Source organism: Deltaproteobacteria bacterium, assembly GCA_035063765.1.
In the GTDB taxonomy this organism is placed as follows: domain Bacteria; phylum Myxococcota_A; class UBA9160; order UBA9160; family PR03; genus CAADGG01.
In genome coordinates, this window is sequence record JAPSFT010000003.1 from 37,893 (window position 1) to 53,452 (window position 15,560).

The 15,560-nt window shown below is 73.9% G+C and carries 13 protein-coding genes; 7 read left to right on the forward strand and 6 right to left on the reverse strand.

The window, feature by feature from the left end:
* Positions 1–43: 43 nt before the first annotated feature.
* Together mdoH and OZ948_02135 are read right to left on the reverse strand one after the other, a co-directional pair.
* Positions 44–2,707, reverse strand: a complete 2,664-nt coding sequence (gene mdoH, locus OZ948_02130; protein ID MEB2343519.1) for a glucans biosynthesis glucosyltransferase MdoH — start codon at positions 2,705–2,707, stop codon at positions 44–46.
* Positions 2,704–4,164, reverse strand: a complete 1,461-nt coding sequence (locus OZ948_02135; protein MEB2343520.1) for a glucan biosynthesis protein G — start codon at positions 4,162–4,164, stop codon at positions 2,704–2,706. The genes mdoH and OZ948_02135 overlap by 4 nt, the downstream gene beginning before the upstream one ends.
* Before the next feature lie 340 nt (positions 4,165–4,504).
* Here OZ948_02135 and groES point away from each other — a divergent pair, with 340 nt between their 5' ends.
* The 3 genes from groES to OZ948_02150 all read left to right on the forward strand — a co-directional run bounded on the left by groES (position 4,505) and on the right by OZ948_02150 (position 8,060).
* A complete protein-coding gene (gene groES / locus OZ948_02140; protein MEB2343521.1) occupies positions 4,505–4,792 on the forward strand; it encodes a co-chaperone GroES in 288 nt (95 codons plus the stop codon).
* Positions 4,793–4,810: 18 nt separating this feature from the next.
* Positions 4,811–6,481, forward strand: a complete 1,671-nt coding sequence (gene groL / locus OZ948_02145; GenBank protein ID MEB2343522.1) for a chaperonin GroEL — start codon at positions 4,811–4,813, stop codon at positions 6,479–6,481.
* A gap of 109 nt (positions 6,482–6,590) precedes the next feature.
* Positions 6,591–8,060: an NAD-dependent succinate-semialdehyde dehydrogenase gene (locus OZ948_02150; GenBank protein ID MEB2343523.1), complete on the forward strand. Its 1,470-nt coding sequence runs from the start codon at positions 6,591–6,593 to the stop codon at positions 8,058–8,060.
* Between the two features lie 31 nt (positions 8,061–8,091).
* Here OZ948_02150 and OZ948_02155 read toward each other — a convergent pair whose 3' ends face one another.
* Positions 8,092–8,361: a YjbQ family protein gene (locus OZ948_02155; GenBank protein MEB2343524.1), complete on the reverse strand. Its 270-nt coding sequence runs from the start codon at positions 8,359–8,361 to the stop codon at positions 8,092–8,094.
* Positions 8,362–8,364: 3 nt separating this feature from the next.
* Positions 8,365–8,928: a hypothetical protein gene (locus tag OZ948_02160; GenBank protein MEB2343525.1), complete on the reverse strand. Its 564-nt coding sequence runs from the start codon at positions 8,926–8,928 to the stop codon at positions 8,365–8,367.
* Positions 8,929–9,015: 87 nt separating this feature from the next.
* On the opposite strand from OZ948_02160, the gene OZ948_02165 reads away from it, so the two are divergent.
* Genes OZ948_02165 through OZ948_02175 form a run of 3 tightly spaced genes read left to right on the forward strand, consistent with a single transcriptional unit; the run spans position 9,016 to position 12,003 of the window.
* A complete protein-coding gene (locus tag OZ948_02165) occupies positions 9,016–10,230 on the forward strand; it encodes an acyl-CoA dehydrogenase family protein (protein ID MEB2343526.1) in 1,215 nt (404 codons plus the stop codon).
* Positions 10,231–10,240: 10 nt separating this feature from the next.
* Positions 10,241–11,332, forward strand: coding sequence for an acyl-CoA/acyl-ACP dehydrogenase (locus OZ948_02170; protein MEB2343527.1), 1,092 nt, complete (start codon positions 10,241–10,243; stop codon positions 11,330–11,332).
* Positions 11,332–12,003 carry an NnrU family protein gene (locus OZ948_02175; GenBank protein MEB2343528.1) on the forward strand — a complete coding sequence of 224 codons (672 nt, stop codon included), beginning with the start codon at positions 11,332–11,334 and terminating at the stop codon, positions 12,001–12,003. Before OZ948_02170 ends, OZ948_02175 begins: the two co-directional genes overlap by 1 nt.
* A 56-nt stretch (positions 12,004–12,059) precedes the next feature.
* Here the strand turns inward: OZ948_02175 and OZ948_02180 are convergent, their stop codons facing one another.
* Positions 12,060–13,583 carry a mercuric reductase gene (locus OZ948_02180; protein MEB2343529.1) on the reverse strand — a complete coding sequence of 508 codons (1,524 nt, stop codon included), beginning with the start codon at positions 13,581–13,583 and terminating at the stop codon, positions 12,060–12,062.
* Positions 13,580–14,329: a TVP38/TMEM64 family protein gene (locus OZ948_02185; protein MEB2343530.1), complete on the reverse strand. Its 750-nt coding sequence runs from the start codon at positions 14,327–14,329 to the stop codon at positions 13,580–13,582. Before OZ948_02185 ends, OZ948_02180 begins: the two co-directional genes overlap by 4 nt.
* 62 nt (positions 14,330–14,391) lie before the next feature.
* Here OZ948_02185 and OZ948_02190 point away from each other — a divergent pair, with 62 nt between their 5' ends.
* Positions 14,392–15,558, forward strand: coding sequence for a diadenylate cyclase (locus OZ948_02190; GenBank protein ID MEB2343531.1), 1,167 nt, complete (start codon positions 14,392–14,394; stop codon positions 15,556–15,558).
* The last annotated feature ends 2 nt before the right edge of the window (positions 15,559–15,560 follow it).

Sequence of the window (15,560 nt, forward strand, 5' to 3'; positions counted from 1 at the left end):
ACCAGCGCGGGCCCTCGCCCGGGCAAGGGACGAGAGGGCCGATTCATCCGCCCGGCACGCCCCAGCGCACGGTGCGGGTGCGGTCGGCGAGCTGCCAGACACCGCGGTGCAGCTCGATCATCGGCTCCACGTCGGCGAGCAGCAGGCGCCGCTCGCCTGCGCCGAGCGCATCGGGGCCCTGCGCCAGCGCCTGCTCCACAAGGGCGCGCCGCGCGGCGCGCAGGCCCTGCTTGCCGCCGCGCGTGCCGCCGAGCAGCGCGCAGTGGACCGCGTTCACGGCGGGATCGACGACCGCGCGCACGAAGCCGTCGTGCTCGACCGGCGGCAGCGCCGCGCGCGCGGCCTCGGCGCGGGCCGTCTCGCGGGCCACGTCGGCGATCTCGGGTGGGGGCGAGGACTCCTCCGGCGTCAGGAACAAGCCGGCACCGCGCGTCCGGTCGCCGAGACCGATCCGGCTCGTCAGGACGGAGACCGGCACCGACAGGATCAGCGCCGCCACGATCGGCGTGAGCCACCAGAAGTAGCTCGGGTTCAGCGCGAAGACGCCCGCTGCCCAGGCGCCCGCCCAGACCGTGTCGATCGCGTGGTAGCGGAGCGCCTCCCGCCAGCTCGTCTCGCGGTCGCCGCGCGGCGGCGAGCTCCACACCACCGTGCGGCCGAGCAGGTTCGAGAACACGAAGCGGGTGTGGAAGACCATCCGCACGGGCGCCAGCAGGGTCGACACCAGCACCTCGAGCAGCGCGCTCGCCAGCAGGCGGAAGAAGCCGCCGAATTCGCGTGCACGCCCGCGCAGCACGACGAGCAGGATCGCGAGCAGCTTGGGCAGGAACAGGATCGCGGCCGTGACGCCGGCCAGCGCGAAGGCCCAGTCCGGGCGCCACACCGGCCACTCCGGGAACAGGCTCGGGCCGGGCGGGAAGTAGACCGGCTCCCGCAGGGCTTCCCAGACCGCCTCGGTGGTGGAGAGCGCCAGGAAGGTGAACCAGAGGCCGGCCGATACGTAGGAGAGGACGCCGTTCAGGAACAGCGCGCGGTGCGCGCCACGCAGCCCCTCGGTGAAGAAGAGCCGCAGGTGCTGGATGTTGCCCTGACACCAGCGGCGGTCGCGTGCCATCTCCTCGAGCAGCGTCGAGGGGACCTCCTCGTAGGAGCCCTCGAGGTCGTAGGCGAGCCAGAGCGTCCAGCCCGAACGACCCATCAGCGCCGCCTCCACGAAGTCGTGGGAGAGGATCTCGCCGCCGAGCGGCGGCTTGCCCGGCAGGCGCGGCAGGTGGCAGCAGTCCATGAAGGGCGCCACGCGGATGATCGTGTTGTGGCCCCAGTACTGGCCCTCGCCGAGCTGCCAGTAGTGCAGCCCGGCGGCGAAGAGCGGCCCGTAGATCCGGCTCGCGAACTGCTGCACGCGCGCGAACAGCGAGCGGCGCAGCACCGCCACGGGTGCGGTCTGGATCATGCCGGCGTCCGGCTGCGCCTCCATCATCGCCACGAGGCGCGCGATCGCCGTGCCCGACATCACGCTGTCGGCGTCGAGCATCACCATGTAGCGGTACTGGTTGCCCCAGCGGCGGCAGAAGTCGGCGACGTTGCCGGCCTTGCGCTCGAGGCGCACCCGGCGCCGGCGGTAGAAGATGCGTCCGAAGCCGCCGACGTCGCGGCACCACCCGAACCAGGCGGCCTCCTCCTCGACGGCGAGGCCGGGGTCCCGGGTGTCGGAGAGCACGAAGAAGTCGAAGCGCTCGAGCTGCCCGGTCTTCGCGAGCGAGGCGTGGATCGCGCGCAGCCCGGCGAAGACGCGCGCCACCGGCTCCTCGCAGATCGGCATCACGATCGCGGTGCGCGCGCCGGGGTCGAGGGTGGCGAGGTCGGCCGCACCGGCCGGGAGCCGCGTCACCGCGAAGCGGTCGCGTCGCGAGAGCAGCAGGAAGAAGCCGAGGGTCGCGGTCCAGAAGCCGATCGAGATCCAGCCGAAGAGCGCGCCGAAGCAGACCGCGATCGCGGCCTCGAGCCAGTTGGCGCCGCCTTCGGGGAGCACGCTCAGCATGAAGGCGGCTGCGATCACGCTCGGGATCAGCACGAGCAGCGTGAGCAGCAGGCGCCGGCGCAGCGCGGTGAAGCGCCAGCGCCGGCGGCGCTCGGGCGGGACGGTGGGGACCGTCGCCGGCGCGTCCTCGCCGCGGCCCGGCGCGCGCTCGATCGAGCGGCGCAGTCCGCGGCGCACGAAGCGGTGGGTCACGAACGAGCGGCGCTCGTGTGGGGGCATCGAGTAGAGCCGCCGGCGTCCGGACGGGCGCGCCGGCTCGGGTTCGGCCGACGCGCCGATCCCGCCGGCCAGGACGGTCGCGATCCGCCAGCCCACGAACGCGTCGGGCTCACCCGCGTGCGGCCCCTCGAGCGGCTGCGGGTGCAGATCGAGCAGGAGCCGGCGCAGCGCGCCGAAGGCGGCCGCCTGGGCGTCGAGGCCGTCGCCGGGATCCGGCTGCGTCGCGGCGCGCTCGATCGCGCGCTCGGCCAGCGTGGTGCGCGCCGGCTCGGCGGCGCCGAGCTCCTCCAGGTAGGCGCGCAGGCGCTCGCGGGCGCTGCGCCAGTCCTGGAAGAGCCGGTCGCGGTGGATCTCGAGCCGTGCGGGCTCGCCCTCGCCGCCCCCCGGGCCGGGCGCGGCAGCGGGCGAGGCGCCCGAGCCGGGAGCCTGCGGAACGCCGGCGCTCATGGCTTCAGAAGATAGGTCCAGGTCTCGGTGAGCGTGTCCTCGCCGTGCTGCAGGAAGGCGCGCAGCTCGAGCGGGTCGCTCCCGCGCGGGCGCACCTGGAGGATCAGCCGCCAGCCCCGCGTGACCGGGTTGTGCACCACCACCTGCTCGAGCAGCTCGCCCGGCTCGCCGCCGGCCGGTGCCAGCGTCACGATCCCGCGCAGGACGGTCTCGGGCGGAAGGATCGCCAGCTTCTCGCCCACGAAGTCGATCACGAAGCGGAAGGCGTCCTCGTAGGTGCCACGGTCGCGGCGCGTGGCAACCGCGCGCCCGCCGGGCGGCCGCTCCGGATCGTCCCCGTACCACCACATCCGGTACGTGAAGGGCATCGCCTGGCCAGGGGGCGCGACCTCGTCCGGCACCCAGAAGGCCACGGTGTTGTCGTGGATGTCCTGCTGGGTCGGAATCTCGATCAGCTCGACCCGGCCCGCGCCCCAGTCCCCGGCCGGTGCGATCCAGACGCTCGGCCGGGTGTCCTGGCGCGTCTCGAGGTCCTGGTAGTGGTCGAAGTTGCGGTCGCGCTGGAGCAGCCCGAAACCGCGCGGGTTCGTGAGGCGGAAGGCACTCACCGAGAGCGTGCGCGGGTTGGCGAGCGGGCGCCAGATCCACTCGCCGGTGCCGTCGTTGAGGAGCAGGCCGTCGGAGTCGTGGATCTCGGGCCGGAAGTCGGGCGGCGGACTCGGGGTGCCCTCGCCGAAGAAGAACATGCTGGTGAGCGGCCCGATCCCGAGCTTGCCGACCGGCTCGCGCAGGAAGACCCGCGAGTCGACGTCGACCAGCGTCTGCTCGCCCGGACGCACCACGAAGTGGAAGGCGCCCGTGGCGCGCGGGCTGTCGAGCAGTGCGTAGAGCTCGAGCTCGCGCGCCTGCGGTGACGGGCGCACCAGCCAGTACTCGCGGAACCAGGGGAACTCCTCGCCGCTCGGGAGCGCCGTGTCGATCGCGAGCCCGCGCGCCGAGAGGCCATAGGCCTGGTCGCGGCCGACCGCGCGGAAGTAGCTCGCGCCGAGGAAGACGATCACCTCGTCCTTGTACTCGGCCTTCTTGATCGGGAAGTGGACGCGGAACCCCGCGTAGCCCAGGTCCTGCGGCACGCGGCTCGCGAAGTCGTTCCTGCCGTAGTCGAACTGGCTCGGGGAGAAGGCGGCCTCGTGCACGCCCTGCGCGTCGACGACGTGGACCGCGATGGTGCGGTCGTAGAAGAGGCCGGGATGGAAGAACTGGATCTCGAAGTTGGACCGCTGTCCGCGCCAGAGCGCCTGTTCGGGCCGGAAGCGGATGTCGCGCCACTGGTCGTAGGAGATCTGGAGCAGCCAGTCCGGCACCTCGCCGTGCGGATCCTGGTAGGGCTTCCCGGCAAGCTGCTCCGCGCGCTTCGCGACGTCTTCGAGCCCGAACGCGCGCGCGCGAGCCGCCACGCCCGCGCTGGCGACGGCGCCCGCAACGACGATCCCGAGCGCACGAACCCACCCCGGCCGTCGTCCACCCGCCCCCACGGCACCTCCTGCGCGCCGCTCGCCGCGCGAGAGACGCATCTTCGGGAATTCCCCCGGAGGCGACAACGGTGGCAGGGCTCGACGCCTTCGTGCCCCAAGGGGAGCAAGGGCGCTCCGCCTTGACTCGAGGCCGGCTGGTGCTTACTCGACGGCCCCGTCGGGCGCGCCGCCTTCCGGCCGCCCGGCCTGCAACCAGGACGCTGCGAGAGGGCGCAGCCGGCGCGGCCGGCCGCGGCGCCTTTCGCGAGGAGAGCCAACGCTCATGAAGATCCGACCCCTGCACGACCGCATCCTCGTCAAGCGCATCGAGGAGGAGACCACGACCAAGGGCGGGATCATCATCCCCGACACCGCCAAGGAGAAGCCGCAGGAAGGCCGCGTCGTCGCGGTCGGCACCGGCAAGCAGCTCGAGGACGGCAGCGTGCGCCCGCTCGACGTGAAGACCGGCGACAAGGTGCTGTTCGGCAAGTACTCGGGCAACGAGGTCACGCTCGACGGCGACGAGCTCGTCATCATCCGCGAGGAAGACGTCCTCGCGATCATCGGCTGATAGGAGGAATCGACAGTCATGGCAGCCAAGGAGATCCGCTACCACCAGGACGCCCGCGCGAAGATCCTCGCGGGCGTGAACGGGCTCGCGAACGCGGTCCGCGTGACGCTCGGCCCCAAGGGCCGCAACGTCATCATCGAGAAGAGCTGGGGCTCACCGACGGTGACCAAGGACGGCGTCACCGTCGCCAAGGAAGTCGAGTTCGAGGACAAGTTCGAGAACATGGGCGCGCAGATGGTGAGGGAGGTCGCGAGCAAGACCTCCGACAACGCCGGTGACGGCACCACCACCGCGACCGTGCTCGCGCAGGCGATCTTCCGCGAGGGCAGCAAGCTCGTGGCCGCCGGCGTGAACCCGATGGAGCTCAAGCGCGGCATCGACAAGGCCGTCGGCGCCATCACCGACGAGCTGAAGAAGCTCTCCAAGCCGACCCGCAACAGCGAGGAGATCGCCCAGGTCGGCACCGTCTCCGCCAACGGCGACGAGACGATCGGCAAGATGCTGGCCGAGGCGATGGAGAAGGTCGGCAAGGAGGGCGTGATCACGGTCGAGGAGGCCAAGTCGATGGACTCGACCCTCGAGGTGGTCGAGGGCATGCAGTTCGACCGCGGCTACCTCTCGCCCTACTTCGTGACCGACCCGCAGCGCATGGAGACCGTGCTCGAGGACCCGCTGATCCTGCTCAACGAGAAGAAGATCTCGAGCATGAAGGACCTGCTCCCGATCCTCGAGCAGGTGGCGCGCCAGGGCAAGCCGCTGCTGATCGTGGCCGAGGAGGTCGAGGGCGAGGCGCTCGCGACGCTCGTGGTGAACAAGATCCGCGGCACGCTGCAGGCGGCCTGCGTGAAGGCGCCGGGCTTCGGCGATCGCCGCAAGGCGATGCTCCAGGACATGGCGATCCTCACGGGCGGCCAGGTGATCGCCGAGGAGCTCGGCCTCAAGCTCGAGAACGTGGCCCTCAAGGACCTCGGCAAGGCCAAGAAGGTCGTGATCGACAAGGACAACACGACGATCATCGACGGCGCCGGCGCCAAGAAGGAGATCGAGGGGCGCTGCAACGAGATCCGCAAGCAGGTCGAGGAGACGACCTCGGACTACGACCGCGAGAAGCTCCAGGAGCGGCTCGCGAAGCTCGTGGGCGGCGTCGCGGTGATCAAGGTGGGCGCCGCGACCGAGAGCGAGATGAAGGAGAAGAAGGCGCGCGTCGAGGACGCGCTCCACGCGACACGCGCAGCCGTCGAGGAGGGCGTGGTGCCGGGTGGCGGCGTCGCGCTGCTGCGCGGTCTGGCGGCGCTCGACGGACTCGGGGAGGCGCTCGACGCGGAGCAGAAGGCGGGCGTCAACATCGTGCGCCGCGCGGTCGAGGAGCCGCTGCGCATGATCAGCCAGAACGCCGGGATCGACGGCTCGATCGTGGTCGAGAAGGTGAAGGGAGGCAAGGGCGCCTTCGGCTTCAACGCCGCGACCGAGGAGTACGAGGACCTGGTGAAGGCCGGCGTGATCGACCCGACCAAGGTCGTGCGCACGGCGCTCCAGAACGCCGCTTCGGTGGCTTCGCTGCTGCTCACGACCGAGGCGATGGTCGCCGAGAAGCCGGAGAAGAAGAAGGCCGGCGGCGGCGGCGGCGGCATGCCGGACATGGGCGGCATGGGTGGCATGGGTGGCATGGGCGGGGACATGGACTTCTAGTCTCCGGCTCCCTTGCTGGCAGATGGCGGCCCCTCGTCCTCGCGGACGGGGGGCCGCTCGTCCTCCGGGCCGACGACCTCGCGCGCGTGCGGCGGCTATCGTCGGGCGCATGGCGATCGCCCTCCACGACCCGACCCTGCTGCGCACGCAGGCCTTCCTTGGCGGCACGTGGGCGGGGGCGGACTCCGGCGCGACCTTCGCCGTGCGCGACCCCGCCGACGGCGAGGAGCTGGCGCGCGTACCGCGCTGCGGCGCGGCCGAGACGCGCCGCGCGATCGCGGCGGCGGCGGCCGTCCAGCCCGGCTGGCGGGCCTGCACCGCGCTGGAGCGCGCGCGCGTGCTGCGCCGCTTCCATGACCTCCTCGTCGAGCACGAGGACGACCTCGGGATGCTGATCACGCGCGAGCAGGGCAAGCCGCTCGCGGAGGCGCGCGCCGAGATCGCCTACGCGGCCGGCTTCTTCGGCTGGTTCGCCGAGGAGGCGCGCCGCGTCCAGGGCGAGACGATCCCCGCCCACCGCGCCGACGCCCGCATCGTGGTCGTGCGCGAGCCGATCGGGGTGGGCGCCGGCATCACGCCGTGGAACTTCCCGGCGGCGATGATCGCGCGCAAGATCGCGCCGGCCCTGGCCGTCGGCTGCGCGATCGTCGTCAAGCCCGCCGAGGCGACGCCGCTGACCGCGCTGGCGATCGCCGAGCTGGCGGCGCGCGCCGGGCTGCCGGTGGGGCTGCTGTCGGTGGTGACCGGCGCCGCGGAGGACGCACCCGTGATCGGCGCCGAGCTCGCCGAGAACCCGATCGTGCGCGCGCTCTCCTTCACCGGCTCGACCGAGGTGGGACGCCTCTTGATGGCACAGTGCGCGCCCACCGTGAAGCGCGTCTCGCTCGAGCTCGGCGGCAACGCCCCGTTCCTGGTCTTCGACGACGCCGATCTCGCCGCCGCCGTCGAGGGTGTGATCGCCTCGAAGTTCCGCAATGCGGGCCAGACCTGCGTGTGCGCGAACCGGATCCTCGTGCAGGACGGGGTCCACGACCGCTTCGTCGCGGCGCTCGCCGAGCGGATCCGGGCGCTCCGCGTGGCGCGCGGGACCGAGGCGGGCGCCCAGATCGGGCCGCTGATCGACGAGGACGGTCTCGCGAAGGTCGAGCGCCACGTGGCGGACGCCACCGCGCGCGGCGCGCGCGTTCTCGTCGGCGGCCAGCCCCACGCGCTCGGCGGCACCTTCTACGAGCCGACCCTGCTCATCGGGGTCGGCACCGGGATGCTGCTCGCGCAGGAGGAGACCTTCGGTCCGGTGGCCGGGATCCTGCGTTTCCGCGACGAAACCGAGGCCGTGCGCATCGCGAACGACACGCCCTTCGGCCTCGCCGCCTACTTCTACGCGCGCGACGCGGCGCGCGCCTGGCGCGTGTCGGAGGCGCTCGAGTACGGGATGGTGGGGATCAACACCGGAATGGTATCGACGGAGGTTGCGCCCTTCGGCGGCATGAAGCAGAGCGGGATCGGGCGCGAGGGCTCGCGCCAAGGCGTCGAGGAGTGGCTGGAGACCAAGTACCTGTGCTGGGGGGGGCTCTCGTGAGCCGCCGGCGGGCGCGGTTCCCCGAGCGACGCTACGGGGCGACGTGGAGCACCAGCTCGCGCCCACTCCCGCGCCGCCGGTGCTCCCAGACGAAGACGCCCTGCCAGGGGCCGAGCGCGAGCCGCCCCCCGAGCACCGGAATCGACAGCGAGGTCGCCGTGAGCGCCGCCTTGATGTGCGCCGGCACGTCGTCGGGCCCTTCGCGCGTGTGGGTGTAGAGCGGATCGACGACGGCCTCGACCGGGCCGGTGATCTCGTGCAGGCCGCGGCCGCGGGTCGGGACGCGAATCCGCGTCACCAAGCGCTAGCGGTCCTCCGCCACCGTGAGGAGCGCCTGGGTGGCGCCGGGCACGCCCGTGATCACGACCGACGACACGCGATTGCCCTTGCGCGCGACGAGCGTGCTGCGCGCGTGCTCCTCCTTCGCGAGCTCGATCTCCCAGCCCTGGGCCAGGTAGTGCTCCTGGTACCAGGCAAAGAGATCGGCGGGCGGATCGGGGCTGCGCAGGTTCACGACGGTGCCGTGGTCGGGCGCCGCCATCGACGAGAGGGGCCGCGCGTTGCCGTAGAGCGGCACGTCGTCGGGAAAGCCGGTGGGAAGCTGGTCGGCCTTGCCGTACTCGGCCTCGAAGACCTGGCCATCGGGCAGCACGGTCCGCGTCACGACCGGTCCCGCGGGTGCGGGAGTGGGTGCGGCGGCAGGAGCCGGGGGCTCCACCGCGGGAGCGGGCGAGGCCGCGATCGGCTCGGGAGCCGGTGCGGCAGGCGCCGGGGCGGCGCCTCGGTCCCGGGCGCCGCAGGCGAGGGCGAGGGCGAGCGCGAGGGCGGCGAGCGGAGCGAGCGAGCGGACGGAACGGGCGGGTGCCATGGGCTCCTCCGGTGCGGCCGGGCCGGCGAGGGTAACAGAGACCGCTGCTACGCTGCGCGCCGGACGCCCGACAGGAGAACCCCCGCGATGGATCTCGGTTACGGCCCCGAGGCCGAGGCCTTCCGGCACGCGCTGCGCGAGTTCCTCGAGCTCCACAAGGAGCGCGCCCCGCGCGGCGGCCAGCTCCTGGCCGGTGCCACGCGCAGCGCGGCGATCCTGGACTGGCAGCGGCTCCTGATCGAGCACGGCTACGCCGCGCGAACGATCCCGAAGGAGTACGGCGGCTACGGTGCCGCGCCGGATCCACTGATCCGGGTCCTCCTCGACGAGGAGTTCGCACGCGCCGGTGTCTCGGCGGGGATCGGCGGGCAGGGGCCCGACATGCTGGTCCCCACCTTGCTGGAGCACGGCAGCGAGGAGCAGAAGCGCCGCTGGGTGCCGCCCACGATCCGCGGCGAGGTGGTCTGGTGCCAGGGCTATTCCGAGCCCAACGCCGGCAGCGACCTCGCGAACGTGCAGACGCGCGCCGTCGAGGACGGCACGGACTTCGTGATCAACGGCCAGAAGATCTGGACCACCACCGCGCACCAGGCCGACATGATGTTCGGCCTGATCCGTACCGAGCCCGGCGCCGGCAAGCACGGCGGCCTCTCCTACGTGCTGATCCCGATGGACACGCCCGGGATCGAGGTCCGCCCGCTCGCCACGATGACCGGCCACGCCGAGTTCAACGAGGTGTTCTTCAGCGACGTGCGCGTGCCACAGGCGAACGTGGTGGGCAAGCGCGGTGAGGGCTGGAAGATCGCCAACACCACGCTCACGCACGAGCGCAACATGCTGGCCGCGACCGGGCAGCTCGAGTCCTCGCTCGCGCGCCTGGTCGAGCTGATGCAGGCCGAGACCCGCGACGGCCGCCGCGCGATCGACGACCCGGCGCTGCGCGACCGCCTGATGCGGCTCCAGGGGCGGCTCGTCGCCATGAAGTACCACTCGCTGCGCATGCTCACCTGCCGGATCCGCCGCGAGCCTCCGGGGCCGGCGGGCACGCCGGAGGGCTCCGCAGCGCTCGTCACCAAGCTCGCCGGCTGCGAGCTCTCGCACCAGATCGCGGCGCTCGCGATCGACGCGATGGGCGAGCTCGGCACGCTCTACGGGGGCGCCCGGCACGAGCGCGCCGGCGGGCTCTGGCAGTTCCACTACATGTTCTCGCTCGGGCTCGTCATCGGCGGCGGCACGGCGCAGATCCAGAAGAACATCATCTCCGAGCGCGGCCTGGGTCTGCCGCGCGAGGCGAAGGCGTAGGGAGACGGCGATGGATTTCGGGCTCTCCGAGGAGCAGCGCCTGCTCGAGCAGACCCTGCGGCGTTGGCTCGACGAGCAGCTTCCCGTCGCGCGCGTGCGCGAGATCGCCGCGAGCGAGGCCGGGACCGACGCGGGCTTGTGGCAGGGTCTCGCCGAGCTCGGTGTGCTGGGCCTCCTGGTCCCCGAGGAGCACGGCGGCGGCGGCCTCGGGCTGCTCGACGCGGCGCTCGCGATGGAGAGCCTGGCGCGCGCCGCCGCGCCGGCGCCCTACCTCGGCAGCGCCGTGCTCGCGCCGCTGGCGCTGCTCGCAGCCGGCACCGGGATCCAGCGCCGCGAGTGGCTCCCGAAGCTCGCGAGCGGCACGGCCCGGATCGGCGTCGCGCTCGGTGAGCTCAGCGGCCGGCGCGCCGACGCGGGCCTGCGCGTGGACGGGGGCCGCCTCCAGGGCCGGGCGCTCTTCGCGATCGACACGGGCGCCGCCGACGCGTTCCTGGTCGCGCTCGACCGCGATCACCTCGTCCTGGTCCCCTCCGATGCGTCCGGCCTCGCCGTGACGACGCTGCCGACGATCGACCGCACGCGCCGGGTCGCCGAGCTCGGCTTCGACGGCGTGGGGCCGATCGACTGGCTCGGCGGGCCGGCCGGCGTGGCTGGCGCCGCGGCGCGCGTGCTCGACGCAGGCCGCGTGGCGCTCGCGGCCGACGCGCTCGGCGCCGCCGAACGCGCCCTCGAGATGGCCGTCGCCTACGCGAAGCAGCGCGTCCAGTTCGGCCGGCCGATCGGCTCCTTCCAGGCCGTGAAGCACCTGTGCGCCGAGATGGCCGCCGAGCTCGAGCCCGCCCGCTCGCTCGTCTGGTACGCGGCCTACGCCTTCGACCAGCGGCCCGAAGAGGCCACGGTGATGGCGGCGCACGCCAAGGCCCACCTGGCCGAGGTGGCGACCGCGATCGTCCGCACCGCCACCGAGGTCCACGGCGGCTACGGCTTCACCGACGAGGGTGACCTGCATCTGTGGTTCAAGCGCGCCGGCCTCGACCGGCAGCTCCTCGGCGGGCCCGAGGCGGTGCGCGCCGAGGCCGCCGCGGCGCAGGGGCTCGCCTGATGTCGCCCGCGGTGGCGGTGGCCCTGCTCTGGGTGCTCTTCGGCGCGACCCACGTGGCGCTGTCGAGCCCGGGCCTGCGGGCACGGCTCGCCGCCGCGCTCGGCGAGCGCGGCTTCCTCGGCGTCTACTCGCTGGTCGCCTTCGCCAGCTTCGTGCCGCTCGTCTGGGTCTACCTGGCCCATCGACACGAGGGTGCGTTGCTGTGGGCGCTCCCGATCGGGACGGCGGGACTGTGGGCGATCTACGCCGGACAGGCCGTGGCCTGGACGATCGCCGTCGCGGGCCTGGCGAGTCCGAGCCCTGCCACGGTCGGCCTGCCCGAGGAGCGGCGCCTGCGGGAGCCCCGCGGCGTCCACCGCATCACCCGCCACCCGCTCTTCATGGGCCTCGGCCTCGCCGGCCTGCTCCACCTGCCCGGGAACGGCTTCGCCACCGACGTCGCCTTCTGGGCCGGCTTCCCGCTCTTCGCCCTCGTCGGCTGCGCCCACCAGGACGCCCGCAAGCGCGCCACCCAGCCGGGCTACGCGGAGTGGATCGCGGCGACACCGTTCCTTCCCTTCACCGGCGCCGGCACCCGGCCCGGCCTGCGCGAGCTTTCGCCAGCCGTGGTCGCGCTCGGGATCGCCGTCACGGTCGGCCTGCGCTGGCTGCACGGGCCGCTGTTCCGCTAGCTAGCTAGCGCGAACGCGCGATCGGATCCCGGGACCGGGCTCGACCGCGGCCAGCCTCAGTGCGGCAGCCGCAGCACCACGCCCAGCATGCGCCTCGCGAGCGGTGTGAGCCGCGTGCGGAGGTAGGCGTTGGCGGCGCCGGTCACGGCCATGGCCCGCGTCGGATAGGGGAGGACCGTGGCGGACAGCGCGCCGAGGCCGAGGCCGGCGGTCATGGCGGCCACGACCAGCGCGATCTGCTCGCCGGCGCCCGCCCCCACGATGGTGGCGCCGACGATCGTGTCCCTGCCCCTGGGCGTGTGGAGGCGCGCGAAGCCCTCCGTCTCGCCCTCCGTGCGGGCGCGGTCGTTGGCGGTCATGGGTACGGTGTAGGTGTCGATCGCGACGCCCTGCTCCTCGGCCTGCTGCGGCGTCAAGCCTGCCTGGGCCAGCTCGGGATCGGTGTAGGTGCACCAGGGGATCACGAGCCGGGAGAGCCGCTGGCGGCCGTAGAAGAGCGCGTTCCGGACCGCGAGCCGGGCGGCAGCGTCGGCGGCGTGCGTGAACCGGGTCTCCAGCGCGCAGTCGCCGACGGCGTAGACGCGGCGGTTCGTGGTGCGCAGGAAGTCGTCGACCGTGACCCCGCGCTGCGCGTCGTAGCCGACGCCGGCGGCCTCGAGCCCCAGGCCCTGGACGTTGGGGAGGCGTCCGGCGGCGACGAGCAGCTCGTCGAAGGCCTCCTCGCCGGCGCCGGCGCCCTCCGCGGCGAAGCGCAGGCGGCGCACCGCGCCGTCGCGCGCCACGCGCTCGACGCGGGTGCCGAGCAGCACGCGCACGCCGTCGCGGGCGAGCGCCTGGGCCACGATCCCGGCCGCCTCGGGGTCGTCGCGCGCAAGCAGCCGCGGGGCGACCTCGAAGAGCGTCACCGAGACCCCGAGCCGCGCGAAGGCCTGCGCCAGCTCGCAGCCGATCGGACCGCCGCCGAGCACGGCGAGCCGCGCCGGCGCCTCGCGCAGGTCGAAGACGGTCTCGTTGGTGAGGGGGTGGGCTTCCGGGAGGCCCGGGATCGGCGGCAGCGCGGCGCGCGCGCCGGTCGCGACGATCGCGCGCCGGAAGGCGAGCCGGCGCCCGCCCACGAGCGCCTCCCCGGAGCCCGCGAAGCGACCCTCGCCGAGGAAGACGTCGACGCCGAGCTCGTCGCGGAAGCGGTACGCGGAGTCGTGGGGCGCGATCGCGGCGCGGATCGCCCGCATGCGCTCCATCGCGGCCGCGAAGTCGGGCTGCGCGCCTTCGGGCGGCGCGAGGCCGATCGCCCGCGCCCGGCGGGCGTCGGCAGCGAAGCGGCCGGCGCGCAGCACCGCCTTCGAGGGCACGCAGCCCACGTTCAGGCAGTCGCCGCCCAGGAGGCCGCGCTCGACGAGCGCGACGCGCGCGCCGAGCCCGCTCGCGATCGCGGCGCTGACCAGGCCGGCGGTGCCGGCGCCGAGCACGACCAGGTCGTAGCGCCGGGCCGGTTCGGGGTTCCTCCAGTCGGGCGGCGCGAGCGCGGCGAGCCGCGCGGCGTCGTGCGGATCCGCGGGCAGGAGCGGGGGCCGGCTCACGCCAGGTCCTCGCCGGCCGAGCCCCGCAGCGCCTGGCGGGCGAGGCGCGCCACGAGATGGGTCGCGGCCACCGTCGCGACGAGCCCGAGCGCCAGGAGCGCCCACTCGGCCGGGCTGCGCGAGCGCGTACCGCCGGCGGCCCGGGCGAGCTCGCCGGCGAGCGAGCCGGAGTACACGTAGAGGAGCGTGCCCGGCAGCATGCCGGCCGAGGCGAGCAGGTAGTCGCGCAGGCGTACGCGCGTGAGGCCGAGCGCGTAGTTCAGCAGGTTGAACGGGAGCAGCGGCGAGAGCCGCAGCAGGAAGACGATGCGGCCGCCCTGGGCCGCGATCGCGCGGTCGATGGCCGCGAAACGCGGATCCGCGGCGATCCGCCGCTCGACCCAGGGCCGGGCCAGGTGGCGCGCGACCAGGAAGGCGAGCGTGGCGCCGATCAGGGCAGCGACGAACACGTAGGCCGTCCCGCGCGCGAGCCCGAAGACGGCGCCGCCGGCGAGCGTCAGGAGCGAGCCCGGGACGAACGCCAGCACGGCGAGCACGTAGCCGGCCATGAAGACGAGCGGTCCCCATGCGCCGAGGCCTTCGACCCGGGCCTGGAACGCGGGCGCCAGCGCACCGAGCTGGCGCCCGGCCACGATCAGCAGCGCGATCCCCGTGGCGACGAGCGCGGGGCGCAGCCGCCGCGCTCGTGCTCCCGCTCGCGCTGCGGCTTGCGCTGCGGCCTCGCCGCCACGGGCCCGCTCCGCCATTGAGCGGACGCTATCACGGTGCTAGACCCGCCGGCACGTTCCGCCCCCACGCGAGCCGGCCCTTGCCCGACGTCCGCCTCACGGACCTGATCGACGTCCTGATCGTCGCGGTCCTGCTCTTCACCGCGCTCGGCTGGGTGCGCCATGCGCGCGGGCGCATCGCGCTGGCCGGCGTTGCGATCGCCGGAGCGCTCTTCCTGGTGGCGCGCGCGCTCGGGCTCCAGATGACGGTCTGGATCCTCCAGGGCTTCTTCGCGGTCGGCGTGCTCGTGCTCGTGGTGGTGTTCCAGGACGACCTGCGGCGCGGGCTCGAGCAGCTCGCGGTCTGGGGGCTGCGCCGGCGCCCGCAGGCCGCGCCCGCCGACGCCGTCGACGCGCTGGTCGGCGCGGTGCGCCGGATGGCAGCCGCGCGGATCGGCGCGCTGGTCGTACTGGCCGGGCGCGAGCCGCTCGACCGCCACGTGGCGGGCGGGATCGAGCTCGACGGCAAGCTCTCCGAGCCCCTCCTGCTCTCGCTCTTCGACCCGCACTCGGCGGGGCACGACGGGGCCGTCCTCGTCGAGGGTGATCGCGTGCGGCGCTTCGCGCTGCACCTGCCGCTCTCGACCGACGGCGAGCAGCTCGGCGGCGGCGGCACCCGTCACGCCGCGGCGCTGGGCCTCGCCGAGCGCAGCGACGCCTTCTGCGTGGTGGTGTCGGAGGAACGCGGAACGGTGTCGGTAGCGCGCGACGGGAGCCTGCACCGGCTGCCGGGACCGGAGGCGCTGGCGTCCGAGCTGCGGCGCTTCCTCCAGCGCGTGTCGAAGCGCCCCGACGACCGCGGCGCGCTGCGCGCGGTCGCCCGGCGCTGGCCGGAGGCGCTGGTCGCCCTCGGCGCCTCGCTCGCGTTCTGGTTCCTGCTCGTGCCGGGCTCCGTGGTGGACCGCTTCGCGCGCCGCGTGCCGGTCGTGGTCGACAACCTGCCGCCGGGCTGGACGCTCGAGAGCGTGGAACCGAGCGAGGTGGAGGTCGTCTTCGAGGGCCCGCGGCGCAGCCTGCTCTTCTCGGGCGGCGGCTCGGAGGCCGAGGTGCACGTGGACGCGCTGCTGGTCCAGCTCGGCCGCCGCACCTTCGAGATCGACCCCGGCGACGTGCGCCACCCCGAGGGCTGGCGCCCGCTCGCCGTCGAGCCCGACCGCGTGAAGCTCTCGCTGGCCGGCAACGGCGGTACCCGCGCCGGCGGGAAGTAGCC

What these genes read in the sequence shown, in the direction of transcription:
- OZ948_02170 (MEB2343527.1), top strand. Translation starts at nt 10,241, where the DNA reads ATGGATTTCGGGCTCTCCGAGGAGCAGCGCCTGCTCGAGCAGACCCTG.
- groL (MEB2343522.1), top strand. Translation starts at nt 4,811, where the DNA reads ATGGCAGCCAAGGAGATCCGCTACCACCAGGACGCCCGCGCGAAGATC.
- OZ948_02185 (MEB2343530.1), bottom strand. Translation starts at nt 14,329, where the DNA reads ATGGCGGAGCGGGCCCGTGGCGGCGAGGCCGCAGCGCAAGCCGCAGCG.
- mdoH (MEB2343519.1), bottom strand. Translation starts at nt 2,707, where the DNA reads ATGAGCGCCGGCGTTCCGCAGGCTCCCGGCTCGGGCGCCTCGCCCGCT.
- OZ948_02175 (MEB2343528.1), top strand. Translation starts at nt 11,332, where the DNA reads ATGTCGCCCGCGGTGGCGGTGGCCCTGCTCTGGGTGCTCTTCGGCGCG.
- OZ948_02165 (MEB2343526.1), top strand. Translation starts at nt 9,016, where the DNA reads ATGGATCTCGGTTACGGCCCCGAGGCCGAGGCCTTCCGGCACGCGCTG.
- groES (MEB2343521.1), top strand. Translation starts at nt 4,505, where the DNA reads ATGAAGATCCGACCCCTGCACGACCGCATCCTCGTCAAGCGCATCGAG.
- OZ948_02150 (MEB2343523.1), top strand. Translation starts at nt 6,591, where the DNA reads ATGGCGATCGCCCTCCACGACCCGACCCTGCTGCGCACGCAGGCCTTC.
- OZ948_02160 (MEB2343525.1), bottom strand. Translation starts at nt 8,928, where the DNA reads ATGGCACCCGCCCGTTCCGTCCGCTCGCTCGCTCCGCTCGCCGCCCTC.